The organism is Yersinia sp. Marseille-Q5920, assembly GCF_946902935.1.
GTDB classification, from domain to species: Bacteria; Pseudomonadota; Gammaproteobacteria; order Enterobacterales; family Enterobacteriaceae; genus Yersinia; species Yersinia rochesterensis.
On record NZ_CAMPQA010000011.1, the window covers coordinates 1 to 16,800 of the forward strand.

Here is a 16,800-nt window from a genome sequence, read left to right on the forward strand (position 1 = left end):
GTGATTTGAGAGAAATTAAGATTTTCAGCGAAGTTCCGAGATTGGATTGGCTGGCTGTGTGATATTGCATAGCGGGTTAATTGAAACAGAATTTGCCTGGCGGCCATAGCGCGGTGGACCCACCTGATTCCATGCCGAACTCAGAAGTGAAACGCCGTAGCGCCGATGGTAGTGTGGGGTCTCCCCATGCGAGAGTAGGACACTGCCAGGCATCAAATTTAGCGTGCTGATATGGCTCAGTTGGTAGAGCGCACCCTTGGTAAGGGTGAGGTCCCCAGTTCGACTCTGGGTATCAGCACCAGTTACATGGGTTAAAGTTCGGTAGTTGTAGAAAAGAATTTACCTGGCGGCAATAGCGCGGTGGTCCCACCTGACTCCATGCCGAACTCAGAAGTGAAACGCCGTAGCGCCGATGGTAGTGTGGGGTCTCCCCATGCGAGAGTAGGACACTGCCAGGTATCAAATAAAGTAAAGACCCCATGCCAAAAGCGTGGGGTTTTTGCGTTTCTGCTATCCCGTTAATATCTATACTTCTATCTTTTGATAGAGAGTCAGTAGCCCATACTCGCAGTGTTTTATCATCTTAATATCAGTTACTTTCCTATAATTCATTAAAAATCATATTGATAGTTATGACCGATCCTTCTGTTGTTACAGAGGATTTTTGCGTTTCTGCCATATATAAAATGAATACCTGCCGTTTGCTATACTGCATATGTTGAAATTTCAGCAATGAAACATTTTCAGGTTGTCGCAGATTACTCGACTTTTTATCAAAAAGCGGCTATCTTCAGGCATCTAGAAGTCTAAACGTATAAATGGATATATTGAGGATATGGCATGCCAATTCGGGTTCCTGATGAATTACCTGCGGTGAGTTTCTTGCGTAATGAGAATGTCTTTGTCATGACCTCATCGCGCGCAAAAACTCAGGAAATTCGTCCCCTGAAGGTGTTGGTTTTGAATCTAATGCCTAAAAAAATTGAGACGGAAAATCAATTCCTGCGTTTACTCTCTAACTCGCCCTTACAGGTCGATATCCAATTGCTGCGTATTGATAGCCGTGAGTCAAAAAACACGCCAGCCGAGCATCTAAACAACTTCTATTGCGACTTTGAAGACATTCAAGAGCAAAATTTTGATGGGTTGATTGTGACCGGCGCTCCGCTAGGTTTAGTTGATTTTTGTGATGTGGCTTATTGGCCGCAAATTGAGCGCATTATTGCATGGGCAAAAGATCATGTGACCTCGACCTTATTTGTGTGTTGGGCGGTACAGGCGGCATTAAATATCTTATATGGTATCCCTAAAATGACGCGTGAGACCAAGCTCTCAGGCATTTACCCACATCAAACAGATAAACCCCAGGCGCTACTTACGCGCGGCTTTGATGAGACATTCCTGGCCCCTCATTCCCGTTATGCAGATTTCCCCGTTGAGGTGCTACAGCAATACACTGATTTAGATATTCTGGTCTCATCGGAAGAAGCTGGTGCCTATCTATTTGCCAGTAAAGATAAGCGGGTTGCTTTCGTAACAGGCCATCCTGAGTATGATGTCGATACCTTGGCAGGTGAATATCAACGAGATCTGGCCGCGGGCCTTAACCCACAAATTCCCCTCAATTATTTCCCTAATGACGATGCTTCATTATCCCCAAAAGCATCTTGGCGTAGCCACGGGCACCTGTTGTTTGCTAACTGGCTGAACTACTACGTTTACCAAATCACACCATTTGATTTGCGTCATATGAATCCTACCCTCGACTAATTTTTCCCTTCTCTAAATGTCAATAAAGGCGGCTGAATCGAGGCCGCCTTTGTATTTATTGTTCTAATAAGCACCATTAATCCCACCCAAACTGGTCTGATCTCTTTATAAAACAATAAGTTATCGCGTGAAAAATCCGTTAATGGAATCTGGTTCCTATCTGTTTAATATTAATCATCTTGTTAACAGTATGATAATAAAAGATTAAAAAATTATTTTAAATAAAAATGGAAATCGTTTTTGATTTTCTAAATTAATTGATTATTCTTAGTCCTGTCGGGATGAAAAGTAACCATAAAATCTAGCCTTCAATTTCCGGTTGGAATGCATCATCCGATACAAATCCAAGAGTGACGCTGTATTAGCGTTGGTGTGAAAGTTGTGAGATTGGGAAGGGGAAGGGAAATGACACAACAGTTAGTCGGCACGGAGTTAGTTTTCACACAGCATTTTAATGCGGCGGAACGTCAGGTTTTGCCGGATGAAGCTATCGAATTCTTAACAGAATTGGTGGTGAAATTCGCTCAGCCACGTAACGAACTCCTTGCAGTACGGGCATCCTGGCAGAAAGATATCGATCAGGGAGCGTTGCCGGATTTTATTTCGGAAACTAATTCCATTCGTGATGATGACTGGAAAATCCAAGGGATTCCTACTGATTTACGTGATCGCCGCGTTGAGATTACCGGGCCAGTTGAGCGGAAAATGGTGATTAATGCCCTCAATGCCAATGTGAAAGTCTTTATGGCCGATTTTGAAGATTCATTGGCACCAAGCTGGGACAAAGTGATTGATGGCCAGATTAACCTGCACGATGCGGTTAAAGGGACAATTTCCTATACAAATGAATCCGGTAAAATTTATCAGCTCAAACCCAACCCAGCGGTACTGATTGCGCGAGTTCGCGGCCTGCATTTGCCAGAAAAACATGTGAAATATCAGGGTGAAGCTATTCCTGGCAGCCTGTTCGACTTTGCGTTGTATTTCTACCATAACTATAAGCAACTCCTGGCCAATGGCAGCGGGCCTTATTTTTATTTGCCGAAAATGCAATCTTATCAAGAGGCTGCGTGGTGGAGTGATGTTTTCACCTTTACCGAGCAGCGTTTCGACTTACCGCAAGGCACCATTAAAGCCACGGTATTAATTGAGACATTACCTGCAGTGTTTCAGATGGATGAGATTCTCTACCACCTGCGCCACCACATTGTGGGCCTCAATTGTGGCCGCTGGGACTATATCTTCAGCTATATCAAAACACTGAAAAACCACGGCGACCGTGTGTTGCCAGACCGCCAATCAGTCACCATGACTAAGCCTTTCCTCAGCGCGTATTCCCGTTTACTGATCAAAACCTGTCATAAGCGCGGAGCTTTAGCAATGGGCGGCATGGCGGCATTTATTCCGGATAAAGACCCAGTAAAGAATGCGTTAGTGTTGAATAAAGTCCGTGCTGACAAAGAGTTAGAAGCCAGCAATGGTCATGACGGTACTTGGGTCGCGCACCCAGGTTTGGCTGATACCGTGATGGAAGTTTTCAACAAAGTATTAGGGGCACGACCAAATCAATTAGAGGTTAGCCGCGAGCAGGATAAACCGATCACCGCCGCTGAGTTGCTGGAGCCATGTAGTGGTGAACGCACGGAAGAAGGGATGCGCGCCAATATCCGGGTGGCGGTGCAATACATTGAAGCATGGATATCGGGTAATGGTTGCGTGCCGATTTATGGCCTGATGGAAGATGCCGCAACGGCTGAGATTTCCCGCACTTCTATCTGGCAATGGATACATCATCAGAAAAGCCTGAGTAATGGTCAGACGGTGACGAAAGAGCTGTTCCGTAACATGTTGAGTGAAGAAATGCAGGTAGTGAAGCTTGAACTTGGCGCAGAGCGCTTCGATGGCGGGCGGTTTGAAGAAGCTGCGCGTCTGATGGAGCGAATTACAACACAAGACGAGCTTATCGACTTCCTGACCCTGCCTGGCTACGCGCTGTTGGCATAACCCTACAAAATTGAATAATAAGGAATATCGCTATGACTACCTCTCGTACTCAACAAATTCAGCAATTGGAACAGGAATGGAAATCACCGCGCTGGCAGGGCATTATTCGCCCATATAGTGCCGAAGAGGTGATTAAATTACGCGGTTCAGTGAATCCTGAGTGCACCTTGGCGCAGCACGGTGCGAAAAGATTATGGGAATTGTTGCACGGCAAATCGCGTAAAGATTATATCAACTGTTTGGGCGCGTTGACCGGTGGTCAGGCCTTGCAGCAAGCGAAAGCGGGGGTCGAGGCGATTTATCTGTCGGGCTGGCAAGTCGCGGCTGATGCTAACACTGCATCAAGCATGTATCCGGACCAATCACTGTACCCGGTGGACTCGGTGCCGGCGGTGGTTAAACGTATCAATAACAGCTTCCGCCGCGCAGATCAGATTCAGTGGTCGAATAATATTGAGCCGGGTAGCAAAGGTTATACCGACTATTTCCTACCGATTGTGGCTGATGCCGAGGCCGGTTTTGGCGGTGTGTTGAACGCGTTTGAACTGATGAAAGCCATGATTGAGGCAGGGGCCGCCGGTGTGCATTTCGAAGATCAACTGGCGGCGGTGAAGAAATGCGGCCATATGGGCGGTAAAGTTTTGGTGCCGACGCAAGAAGCAATTCAAAAGTTGGTCGCCGCCCGGCTGGCTGCGGACGTGCTGGGGGTGCCAACTCTGCTGATCGCCCGTACTGATGCCGATGCTGCTGACCTGCTGACCTCTGATTGTGACCCGCATGATAGCGAATTTATTAGTGGCGATCGCACCGCCGAAGGATTCTTCCGCACCCATGCCGGTATTGAACAAGCCATCAGCCGCGGTCTGGCCTATGCCCCTTATGCCGATTTGGTGTGGTGTGAAACTTCAACCCCCGACCTAGCGCTGGCTAAACGTTTTGCCGATGCGATTCATGCACAATTCCCTGGTAAGTTATTAGCTTACAACTGTTCGCCGTCATTTAACTGGAAAAAGAACCTGACTGACCAGCAGATTGCCAGCTTCCAAGATGACCTGTCTGCCATGGGTTACAAATACCAGTTTATTACCCTCGCGGGCATCCACAGCATGTGGTTCAACATGTTCGACCTGGCCCATGCTTATGCACAGGGCGAGGGTATGAAGCATTATGTTGAGAAGGTTCAGCAGCCAGAATTTGCCGCTGTTGAGCGCGGCTATACTTTTGCATCTCATCAACAAGAAGTGGGCACCGGCTACTTTGATAAAGTCACCAATATCATTCAGGGCGGCGAATCCTCCGTGACGGCATTGACTGGCTCGACGGAAGAACAGCAATTTTAACCCGCGGTTTGAATAAAAGTGTTTTTTATCATGAGCCTGCATATGCAGGCTCTGTTCCGTAGGGCTGGGGGGTTATCATGGCGGTAAAACTGGAACACTTAATCGCTCAGACAATTTTGCAGGGGTTCGATGCGCAATATGGCCGATTTCTGGAGGTCACTGCTGGCGCTCAGCATCGCTTTGAACAAGCAGAGTGGCATGCTGTACAACAGGCGATGAAAAAGCGTATTCATCTGTATGACCACCATGTGGGTCTGGTGGTCGAGCAATTGAAACATATCACTGACCAGCGCTGTTTTGATGTGGATTTTCTGACTCGAGTAAAAGAGATTTACACCGAGTTGCTGCCGGATTATCCGCGCTTCGAAATCGCCGAAAGTTTTTTTAATTCAGTCTATTGCCGGTTGTTCAAACACCGAGATTTAACGCCAGATAAATTGTTTGTGTTCAGCTCACAACCCGAGCAGCGCTTTCGGGAAATCCCCCGCCCATTAGCGCGCGAGTTTGCTCCTCAGGGCAATTTAAGCGGCATGTTGCAGCTGATGCTCAGTGATTTACCGCTGCGTTTGCCGTGGGAAGATCTGCCGCGCGATATTGGCTATATCGTGGCGGCCCTGCGGCAAAATTTTACTGATGAGCAACTCGCGGGTGCCCGCTTTCAAATTGCTAATGAACTGTTTTATCGCAATAAAGCTGCCTGGTTGGTGGGGAAAATGCGGCTAGCGGATGGGGTCTATCCATTCCTGTTGCCTATCCATCACAATGAATCAGGCGCGCTATTTATCGATACCTGCCTAACCAGCAAGGCAGAGGCCAGTATCGTGTTCGGCTTCGCCCGCTCTTATTTTATGGTGTATGCGCCATTGCCCGCGGCGATGGTGGAATGGCTACGGGAAATATTACCGGGCAAATCGACCGCTGAATTGTATATGGCGATTGGCTGTCAAAAGCACGGTAAAACCGAAAGTTACCGTGAATATCTCACCTTTGTTCATCAATCTAACGAGCAATTTATTATCGCGCCAGGGGTCAAAGGCATGGTGATGTTGGTGTTTACCCTGCCGTCATTTGATCGGGTGTTTAAGGTGATTAAAGATGAGTTTGCGCCGCAAAAAGAGGTCAGTCAGGCGCGAGTTTTAGAATGCTATCAATTGGTTAAAGATCATGACCGGGTAGGGCGAATGGCCGATACCCAAGAGTATGAGAATTTCGTGATTGATAAGCATCGTATCAGTGCTGAACTGCTGGCGGAGTTGCAGAAGGAAGTGCCGGAGAAACTGGAAGATTTAGGCGACCAAATCATTATTAAGCACCTGTATATGGAGCGGCGGATGACGCCATTGAATCTCTATATGGAGCAGGCAAATGATCAGCAATTGAAGGATGCGATTGAAGAATACGGCAATGCTATCAAGCAACTGGCAGCGGCGAATATTTTCCCCGGTGATATGCTGTTTAAGAACTTCGGCGTAACCCGCCATGGGCGCGTAGTGTTCTACGATTATGATGAAATTTGCTATATGACGGAGGTGAATTTCCGCGATATTCCGCCCCCGCGCTATCCGGAAGATGAGATGGCCAGCGAGCCGTGGTATAGCGTGTCACCCAATGATGTATTCCCAGAAGAATTTCGTCATTTCTTGTGCAGTGACCGGAAAGTGCGGCACTTTTTTGAGGAAACGCACAGTGACTTGTTCCACGCCAGCTATTGGCGAGGGTTGCAGCAGCGTATTAAAGACGGGCATGTGGAGGATGTTTTTGCCTATCGGCGGAAGCAGCGCTTCTCCCAAAGGGTTTTAAATTAACGGCGACTGCGCGTTGTCACTCTGAGATGGCGCTGCATGTACACTCCGGGGCACTCTGCGCTGGGCGCACTCAGATTGACTTAGCTCGCTACGCCTTGATTCGGGGGGAATATTTCCTTAACCGCGACTCCCACCACCATAAGATTGAGTAATTTCTTTTGCGGCATGAATAACCAGCGCGCCAAGTTCTGTGACGCGATCGTCGGTAATGCGCGATACTGGGCCGGAGATGGAAATTGCGGCAAAGGCTTCGTGGTGTTCGTCGAACAGGCAGGCGGCGATGCAGCGCAGGCCGAGAGCATGTTCTTCGTCGTCAAATGAATAACCTTGCTTGCGGATCAGGGCCAAATTTTCTTTCAGACTGGCTGGACTGGTGCGGGTGTGTTGAGTATAGGCATGCAGCCCTTTCTTATGTAAAAGCTGCACCAGTTGCTCGTCTGACAGGGTGGAGAGAAAAGCTTTGCCCGCCCCAGATGCATGCATGGGCAGCTTACCGCCAATCGGCGCTGACATACGCATCAGTGCGGTACATTGCACTTGGTCGATAATAATGGCTTGATAGTCACTGTGATCCAGTACCGCCAAGTTCACGGTTTCACCGGATTCATCCATTAAACGGCGCAACATCGGGTGAACCATAGCCAGCAAATTGCGGCTTTGCAAAAAGCTGCTGCCAACAATAAAGGCATGTGCGCCCATGGTCCAAAGGCCTAAATCACCCACTTGACGGACAAAACCTTGCTGTTGCATGGTAGTTAACAGGCGATGGGTGGTTGAGTTAGGTAAACCTGCCTGTTGGGCTAAATCTGTTAGCGCGACACTTCCTTGCGATTCGGAAATATATTCCAGTAATTTAAGTCCACGAGTCAATGATTGAACCTGACCTGTCGCCGCAGGGGTAGTTTGCGCGGCTGCCTTGGGTTTCTTTCCCCGTTTGATCGAAATAGGTAGCGCCATAAATCAGCCTCTTATCTATTATTATGGAATTCATTTTCGTTTTTCAATTATGCATGCAAACAGTCAAAAATGCTCATCCGATGAGTATGGCTTTCTACCTGAAAAAGTCTCAACTGTGACTGGACTCATTACATTGACAACTTGTGCTAGGATGACTGGCGGTCTGTTAAATGGCTTATTTTTGTAGCAAATGGATTTTTCAGCATATCTGATACAAATAAACAACAAAAGATGCATCGGATAATGGCAAGGCAACAGGGTAAAGAGGCGACAGTGGTGGATACAGTTACGAATAATAAGGTTAAGGAATTACACCAGCAATTAGCACAGCGGATTTTAGTGCTGGATGGTGGTATGGGGACTATGATCCAGAGCTATCGGCTGGAAGAGGAGGATTACCGGGGCGCGCGTTTTGCTGATTGGCCCAGTGATCTGAAAGGAAACAATGACTTATTGGTGCTTTCCAAGCCCGAAGTCATCATTGCCATTCACAATGCCTATCTTGAAGCCGGCGCTGATATTCTCGAAACCAATACCTTTAACTCCACCACCATCGCCATGGCGGATTATCAGATGGAGTCACTGTCAGCTGAAATTAACTATGAAGCTACTCGTCTGGCCCGAATCTGCGCGGATGAATGGACTGCCCGCACGCCCGAAAAACCCCGCTATGTCGCCGGGGTGCTGGGGCCGACCAACCGCACCGCCTCTATCTCGCCTAAAGTGAATGACCCTGCATTCCGTAATGTCAGTTTTGATCAGTTGGTTGAAGCTTATCGTGAGTCGACCCGCGCCCTGATTGAGGGCGGTGCTGACCTGATTATGATTGAAACGGTTTTCGATACCCTGAATGCCAAAGCGGCCACTTTTGCGGTTGAATCTGAATTTGAAGCTATGGGGGTGCTGTTGCCGGTGATGATTTCCGGCACCATTACCGATGCTTCGGGCCGGACTTTATCCGGCCAAACCACCGAAGCTTTTTATAATTCTCTGCGCCACGTGAAGCCGCTTTCTTTTGGCCTAAACTGTGCTCTGGGGCCAGATGAGTTGCGTCAATATGTCGCGGAGTTATCGCGTATCTCTGAATATTATGTCAGTGCGCACCCGAATGCTGGTTTGCCAAATGCCTTTGGTGAATATGATCTGGAAGCCAAAGAGATGGCCGAGCAGATTGGCGAGTGGGCGCGGGCAGGATTTTTGAATATTGTCGGTGGATGCTGCGGGACGACACCTCGACACATCGCCGCGATGGTCAAAGCTGTCGCTGGCGTGGCACCGCGGCCGTTGCCGGATATCCCGGTCGCGTGCCGTTTAGCGGGGCTGGAACCGCTGACGATTGATGCGAATACGCTGTTTGTTAACGTCGGCGAGCGGACTAACGTTACTGGCTCGGCCCGTTTCAAGCGGTTGATAAAAGAAGAAAAGTACGACGAAGCACTGGATGTTGCCCGCCAGCAGGTTGAAAGTGGCGCACAAATCATCGACATCAATATGGATGAGGGCATGCTGGATGCCGAAGCCGCTATGGTGCGCTTCCTTAATCTGATTGCCGGTGAACCTGATATTGCTCGGGTGCCGATTATGATTGACTCCTCGAAGTGGGATGTCATCGAAAAAGGCCTGAAATGTATTCAGGGCAAAGGGATTGTTAACTCCATTTCGATGAAAGAGGGCGAGGACGCCTTTATCCATCACGCCAAATTAGTGCGCCGCTATGGCGCGGCGATGGTGGTGATGGCGTTCGATGAAACCGGGCAGGCCGATACCCGTGAGCGTAAAATCGAAATTTGCCGTCGAGCTTATAAAATTCTGACTGAAACTGTTGGTTTCCCGCCGGAAGATATTATTTTTGACCCGAATATTTTTGCTGTCGCGACCGGGATTGAAGAACATAACAACTATGCGGTCGACTTTATTGAAGCTTGTGCTGATATCAAAGCCGAACTGCCGCACGCGATGATTTCAGGCGGTGTTTCCAATGTTTCATTCTCTTTCCGTGGCAATGATCCGGTGCGTGAAGCTATTCACGCGGTATTCCTTTATTACGCCATTCGTAATGGCATGGATATGGGTATCGTCAATGCCGGGCAGTTGGCTATCTATGACGACCTGTCGGATGAACTGCGTGATGCGGTTGAGGATGTCATTCTTAATCGCCGCAGCGACAGCACTGAGCGTTTGTTGGATTTGGCGGAAAAATACCGCAGCAGTAAAAGTGGTGAAGTCGCCATTCAGCAAGCCGAGTGGCGCGGTTGGGCGGTGGGAAAACGGCTGGAATATTCGCTGGTTAAAGGGATTACCGAGTTTATCGAGCTGGACACGGAAGAAGCCCGCCAGCAGGCCGAGCGGCCAATTGAGGTTATTGAAGGGCCGCTGATGGCGGGGATGAATGTGGTGGGCGACTTGTTCGGCGAGGGGAAAATGTTCCTGCCGCAGGTGGTAAAATCCGCGCGAGTGATGAAACAAGCGGTCGCCTATCTCGAACCTTATATTGAAGCCAGCAAACAGAAAGGCACCACCAACGGTAAGATCCTGTTGGCGACGGTCAAAGGCGATGTGCATGACATCGGCAAAAACATTGTTGGCGTAGTATTGCAATGTAATAACTATGAAATCATTGACTTAGGCGTGATGGTGCCGACCGAAAAAATTCTGCGTACCGCGCGGGAAGAAAAGGTCGATATTATTGGTTTGTCTGGTCTGATTACGCCGTCATTGGATGAGATGGTGAACGTCGCCAAAGAGATGGAGCGCCAGGGCTTTAATTTACCGTTACTGATTGGGGGGGCGACCACCTCCAAAGCGCATACCGCAGTTAAAATCGAGCAAAATTACAGCGGCTCCACTACCTATGTGTCTAACGCCTCACGCAGCGTCGGGGTGGTTTCAGCGCTGTTATCTGATACGCAACGCGATGATTTTATAGCAAAAACACGCAAAGAATATGAAACTGTGCGTATTCAGCATGCGCGTAAGAAGCCGCGCACACCACCGGTCAGCTTGCAGGCCGCACGCGCGAATCAAACTGTCATTGATTGGGCGAATTATACTCCGCCAGTGGCGCACAAATTGGGGGTTCAGGCGGTGGAAGCCAGCATTGAAACCCTGCGCAATTATATCGACTGGACGCCATTCTTTATGACCTGGGCGCTGGCGGGTAAGTATCCGCGCATTCTGGAAGATGAAGTGGTTGGGGAAGAAGCTAAGCGCTTGTTCGCCGATGCCAATGAGATGCTGGATAAGTTGTCAGCCGAAGATTTACTGCATCCCAAAGGGGTCGTCGGCCTGTTCCCCGCTAACAGTGTTGGCGATGATATCGAAATTTACCGTGATGAGCGGCGCGATGAAGTGCTGGTGGTTAGCCACCATTTACGCCAACAAACTGAGAAAACTGACTTCCCGAACTATTGTCTGGCGGATTACATTGCACCTAAATCCAGTGGTAAAGCTGATTATTACGGTGCCTTTGCGGTCACCGGTGGGCTGGAAGAGGATGCGCTGGCCGAGGCTTATGATGCTCAGCATGATGATTACAACAAAATCATGATCAAGGCGCTGTCTGACCGGCTGGCCGAGGCTTTTGCAGAATATCTGCATGAGCGGGTGCGTAAAGTGTATTGGGGCTTTTCACCCAATGAAAATCTGAGTAATGAAGAGTTAGTGCGGGAAAATTATCAAGGAATTCGTCCAGCACCGGGGTATCCAGCTTGCCCAGAACATACAGAAAAAGGCCAAATCTGGCAGCTATTGGATGTGGAAACTCACACCGGCATGAAACTGACTGAATCCTACGCCATGTGGCCGGGGGCATCAGTATCGGGTTGGTATTTCAGTCATCCGGACAGCAAATATTTTGCTGTGGCGCAGATTCAGCGGGATCAGGTTGAGGATTATGCCGCCCGTAAAGGGATGCCCGTCAGTGACGTTGAGCGCTGGTTAGCACCCAATTTGGGCTATGATGCAGACTGATAGTTAACTTAATGATTCGGAAAAGAAAAAGGAGATAACCGTATAGGCTATCTCCTTTTTTAATCACACTTTTGCTGAGTTATCTGGCTAATATTAGCCTCGAGTCACCCCGGCCATAGCATTTTTCTGTTCAGATCCGCCATGAGCACCAAGCACCGGCGTTTTACCGTCTTTCAAATCACTGAGTCCACTGCCAATCATTTCGGTCACTTTGGAAGAGGCCATTATCCTGGCTCCGCCCTCAGTGTGTTTGCCATTGATATCTTGTAACTCAAGGCCATGGGTTTCCAGTGTTACATCACTGTTCTGGTTAGATATTTTCCCGCCAATCAGTTGTGTTTTCCCACCAACTTTCAGGTTAACCGTTTCTTGACCGCTAATGGAGGATTGTTCTTCAACGGCTTCATTTTCAACGACTTCTACTTCAATTTTGCCTTTGCCATTGCCACCTTTGACAGACTCATTTTGTACTTTGTTTTTGACCTTGTTACCGACGGTTTTTGCGCCTTTTTGCCACCATTTATCTTTAGTTTCTTCCTCACTTGTTGATTCGTCCAAGGTCATTTTTTTGCCCTCTTTGGTGTAACTGAGAGTTTTGACATTATCTTCTTCTTTCGTGGTGAATTTGCTGGATATTTGGTCGTATTGCTTTTTGATTTTGTCGAACAGTTTGTTGGATTTGGTGTCTAGTTTTTTCTTGACCTTGTCTGAGCCGATTGGGCTGGAATCGGCCAATTGAGTGTTCAGACTGTCCTGTTTTCCGTTACTGTGACTGGCACCCAACGCGGTTGAGACATTGACTTTATGCAACTGATCTAAACGGCTTTCGACGACCAGATTACCGCCAACATTGCCATTAATATGCTCTGCTTTGAGCTGAGCCCCCGCCAGCATCAGATCTTTGGCGGTATGCAAATTAATATTGTCGCTGTTTATCTGGGTGTTTTGCTGTGTTATGGCATTCACATTATCAATGTCAACTTTAAGCTTGGCTCCGATATCATGGATTTTCTCATTACTTTTATTATCCGCAATTCCCTTATCATCTTTATTAAAGGTGCTGTTTTGTTGCGCATTGGCCTCTACTCCAAAGCTCCAGTTACTCTTATGCTCTTTGTCCTGAGCGGACTCCAGCAAAATACCGCCCTTATCTGCTGTTAGAGTGGTTTTTTGGCTATTGATATGGGTATTTTGCATGTGAATGGCTTGCTTATCAGCGCTGCCTGCTTTAACCGTCAATGCCCCGGAGCTATTGATAACGCTCCCTTGGTATTTCGTGGCCGACTCGTCTGTTTTGGCGACATCGACTTGCATACCTGCGCTAATTCCTTTGCCATTATCCGTGCCTTTACTTTTACTGATACCCGCATTGGCGCTGGCTGACCAGGTCATATCCTGTTTTGACCCCTGAGATTCAGCAGCTTTAATATCGACTTTGCCAGCAGCTGCCAGCAGAACATCACCCGTGGCCTTTTCTTTGCTGCCGAATGATGTGCCCGTCAGTGTTAGATCTTTCCCAGTATTCAGTTCAACCCCTTGTTGACCTTGAAGATTGCTGACTTGGGCAATAGACGTGCTGCTTTCGCCTTTACTGTGCCCACCGCCTAATCCGGCACCAAATTCTTTGCTGTTGGTGTTGGTGCCGAGATTCATTTTGGCATTAGCATCAACGTTATTATGGCTTTCACTGGTCAGGTTGGTGACTTGATCAAAACGAATATCGCCGCCCGCATTGACCGAGATTTTGCCATCCCCTGCATCCATATTGGTGCCTTGATAAATAGCATCTTCTTTAACATTGATATTGATACCATTTGCTGCGTTCATGCTGCCAACTTGCGCAATTTCACCTGTGACAAGCTGAACTTTAGATCCGCCTTTGCCTTTGCCATCAACGGTAATGTCTTTACCCGTGGTGGTATAAATTCGAATATCAGCGCCGCCAGAGGTTTCTTTGATGTGCTGTTCCACTCGATTAACCGCCGCTTCAGAAGTGTGGCTGGCGGCATTCAACGTGATGGAACCCTTATCTGCTTGATATTCAGTCCCTTGGTCTTTGACCGCGCCCGTCGCATTGATGTTAATGTCGCCGCCTTTGATTGATGTTCCGGTGGATGTGTTGCTACTGAGGCTGGTCTCTTTGGTTCCACCTTTGGCGTAAACATCCAGCCCGGCGTTAGGCCCACCGAACTCATCTGCGGCATCAAGCATGCCCCCTAAATCAAGCTCTTGTGCCTTTTCTACCATATCTTCAATCGGGCGGGTGACCTCGCCGTAGGCAATATTGGCACCATAACCGACATCGACTGTGGTGGTATTGGTGACGGTTTTTTCACTGTTTTCAGCGGCGAGATTATTAACATTGGTCGCATTGACGTTGTACGAACCATCGACCTGATGGTCACTTCCTTGGTTAGTGACATCTTTTGCGGCATTGATATTCAGGTTACCGGCGACCTGTGAACCCGAAACCACGGCGGTGGATTTATCTGTGGTAGCTTGCGTGTCTTCATAACTGACGTTGGCCCCGCTGCCCGCTTTATCCATCCCGCCGTCGTAATGAACATCAACACCGACAGTCTCTTTTTCTTTATTGCTGCTGAGGGTGTCCTGTGCTGCGATGAATGAGACATTTTCACCTTTAATCTCGGCATTACCTTGGGTGGCGGTCAGGTTTGAACCGGTAAATGTGACGTCTTTCCCTGCATCCAGCGTAATTGTGCCGCCCTCAAGGGTTGCGCCATGGTGTTGAACGCTCTCTGTTTTTTCACTTTCGCTGGTATGCTCCAGTTTAATACCCGCCTGGAACTGATTATTCCCATCATCACTGGTGAAGCCCTCGATGGTCAGCTTGGTCTTTTGCTCATCAATTTTCTGCTGTTCTGCCGCAGCTTTGACGTTAATTTCGCCCAAGGTTTCAATACCGAGTTCTCCGGCACTTTTTACCAAGCTACCAATCACATCGACATTATCTTTGCTGATGATTTTAAGATTGGTGTCTGAAACTAATTCACTGCCGGTGACTTTTTCATCACGATTATTGGCTTTGTGTGAACTGCCCGTAATATTAAAAGCAACCCCGGTGCGCTCATCAATTTTTGTGGTGGTGGTACTGATGGCATTATCGATTTTAATTCCGCCATCTGCCGCCTGAACATAACCATCTTTGCTGGCTTTGACTTTACTGCCAGTAATAGAAACACCTTTATTACCCACAACAAGAATATTACCGTCGGCGGTTATTTCTGAGCGGTGGCTGTCTTCTGCATTTTTATTGTTATTATTATGGTCTATCCCCCCCAACCCCATGTTTTGCTCATTTTTACCGTTTGAGATTTTTTGATCGCGGGTTTTTTGCACATTAATATTAACCTCATTAGCATTGATTAATAAATCACCGCCAGCAGCAGCCTTAATCCCCTTGGCGCTGATTTTCCCCTCTGCGGCCAGCCCCATATTGCCACCTGCTTGTAGCGTGGTTTTATTCAGTGTTTGGGTGTCAGTTTCATTATCCCAGGTTATATCTTTGATGGTATGTGCATAATCATGGCCTTTATCGTGGATTGAATTATTATTAATCACACTCTCTAATTTTAAGTCTTTCTTGGCTTTGATAGAGAGATTGTTACCTGCCTCAATAGAAGCTCCAGAGAGTTTTATATCTCCATTAGTTGATTGAAGAGAAAGGTTGTTCCCTGCAGTGATAGTGGTGCCAATATTTTTTTGTTGTTCAGATTTTTTATTGGAAGATTTATTCCACTTACCTATCCCCAAAAATCCATCAGCGCCATCTTTAGAACTACTCGATTGAGTATTAGTAATTTTTTCTGTACCTAATTGAATATTATCACCTTGCATAATAACGTTTTTACCATCAATGATGGCGGCATCAAGGTGATTATCTCTCTTGGCAACAATAGAAATATTAGAACCTTTAATTTTGGTGCGATCGAGTGTTTGTGTCGTCGAACCATTAGAAGAGGTTTCAATTATATCGCCTGAGGTGAAAATATCACCGGCGCTGATTGTTATATTTTCACCACTTAAGCTGGCGGGAGTAGGGTTATAATTCAATTCAGGATCGGAATCGACATCAAGATTAAGTCTGCCAGGCGTTGAAATCTCTATTGATTCACGGCCAGTATACCCTTTCGACATATTGACACCATTCCCCTCCGCAGTATTAATAATACGAATTCTGTTAGCCACCATACTGCCAAATATTTTACTGTCATATGCGACGCCAGTATAGGCGTCTGATTTGAGTATTTTTCCATCCGCACTGACTTTATTTTGGCCCAATATAATATTGATATTATCTCTGGAATCCATGCTTCCGAGCATATTAATGCGTGGCGCAATTAAATCCAGTGGCCCACCAAAAATTGCATAACCTTTACCAATATTCAATAGGTTGGTGTTATTTCTGGTATCAAAACCTTGTAGATTGCCCTGATCCACTAATGGATTACCAACCACCAATGAAGTCCGATTCGTATTAATAAAACCGCAGCCGTCACAGGTAATACCATTGGGGTTAGCCAGAATATAATCAGCTGCCATCCCAAAGACTTCTTGCTTCCCCAATAATAATGACGGATTACGGCTAATTACTTCATTCAGAATAATATTGGCCGCCTGACCATTTAAATTCTGGTTAGCACTTAATTGCCCTGCGAGTTGTGATTGACCAGAACTGAGGGAGTTATTAAGTACAGCCCCCGCGTTATTAACATTAAATTCATTATATTGGTTATGGGATAAACCGGAGGCCGAGGGTTTGACGATATTGACAACCGTAACCCCATTGACTGAATTAATCCCTGGGTTATGAGCGGGATCGCCCGCACCGACAATACCTGCGGCATAACAGGTGGCTACTGATACTGAAATAATAGCGACGGCTGCCGCCAGCTTTCCTGTCGGGGAGAGCTTGAACTTATTTTGTTTCATTT

7 protein-coding genes, 1 tRNA gene and 2 rRNA genes are annotated in these 16,800 nt (G+C 47.4%); 8 read left to right on the forward strand and 2 right to left on the reverse strand.

All coding sequences use genetic code 11. The features are described 5' to 3' along the window. Window positions 1-95: 95 nt before the first annotated feature. The 7 genes from rrf (OVO64_RS15270) (at window position 96) to aceK (ending at window position 6,919) form a co-directional block, all read left to right on the forward strand. Window positions 96-211, forward strand: a 5S ribosomal RNA gene (gene rrf, locus OVO64_RS15270). A 14-nt stretch (window positions 212-225) separates the two neighbouring features. Then, window positions 226-301, forward strand: a tRNA-Thr gene (locus tag OVO64_RS15275). Between the two features lie 41 nt (window positions 302-342). Continuing rightward, window positions 343-458 (forward strand): 5S ribosomal RNA (rrf, locus tag OVO64_RS15280). A 382-nt stretch (window positions 459-840) separates the two neighbouring features. Beyond that, the gene (gene metA, locus OVO64_RS15285) at window positions 841-1,770 is read left to right on the forward strand and encodes a homoserine O-acetyltransferase MetA (RefSeq protein ID WP_038638473.1); all 930 of its coding nucleotides are present in this window, start codon (window positions 841-843) and stop codon (window positions 1,768-1,770) included. Window positions 1,771-2,175: 405 nt separating this feature from the next. Further along, window positions 2,176-3,774 (forward strand): malate synthase A, encoded by a 1,599-nt coding sequence (gene aceB, locus OVO64_RS15290; protein WP_038638477.1) that lies wholly within the window; start codon window positions 2,176-2,178, stop codon window positions 3,772-3,774. A gap of 32 nt (window positions 3,775-3,806) precedes the next feature. After that, window positions 3,807-5,114 carry an isocitrate lyase gene (aceA, locus tag OVO64_RS15295; RefSeq protein WP_038638480.1) on the forward strand — a complete coding sequence of 436 codons (1,308 nt, stop codon included), beginning with the start codon at window positions 3,807-3,809 and terminating at the stop codon, window positions 5,112-5,114. Between the two features lie 77 nt (window positions 5,115-5,191). Further along, entirely contained in the window at window positions 5,192-6,919 is a 1,728-nt protein-coding gene (gene aceK / locus OVO64_RS15300; protein ID WP_145586009.1) for a bifunctional isocitrate dehydrogenase kinase/phosphatase, read from the forward strand. A gap of 117 nt (window positions 6,920-7,036) precedes the next feature. Here the strand turns inward: aceK and iclR are convergent, their stop codons facing one another. Further along, on the reverse strand, window positions 7,037-7,876 hold the full coding sequence (gene iclR, locus OVO64_RS15305; RefSeq protein WP_038638485.1) for a glyoxylate bypass operon transcriptional repressor IclR: 840 nt from the start codon (window positions 7,874-7,876) through the stop codon (window positions 7,037-7,039). Window positions 7,877-8,149: 273 nt separating this feature from the next. Here iclR and metH point away from each other — a divergent pair, with 273 nt between their 5' ends. Next, window positions 8,150-11,845, forward strand: coding sequence for a methionine synthase (metH, locus tag OVO64_RS15310; RefSeq protein ID WP_145509391.1), 3,696 nt, complete (start codon window positions 8,150-8,152; stop codon window positions 11,843-11,845). Window positions 11,846-11,938: 93 nt separating this feature from the next. Here metH and OVO64_RS15315 read toward each other — a convergent pair whose 3' ends face one another. Next, window positions 11,939-16,798 (reverse strand): hemagglutinin repeat-containing protein, encoded by a 4,860-nt coding sequence (locus OVO64_RS15315; RefSeq protein ID WP_267248878.1) that lies wholly within the window; start codon window positions 16,796-16,798, stop codon window positions 11,939-11,941. Between the last annotated feature and the right edge of the window lie 2 nt (window positions 16,799-16,800).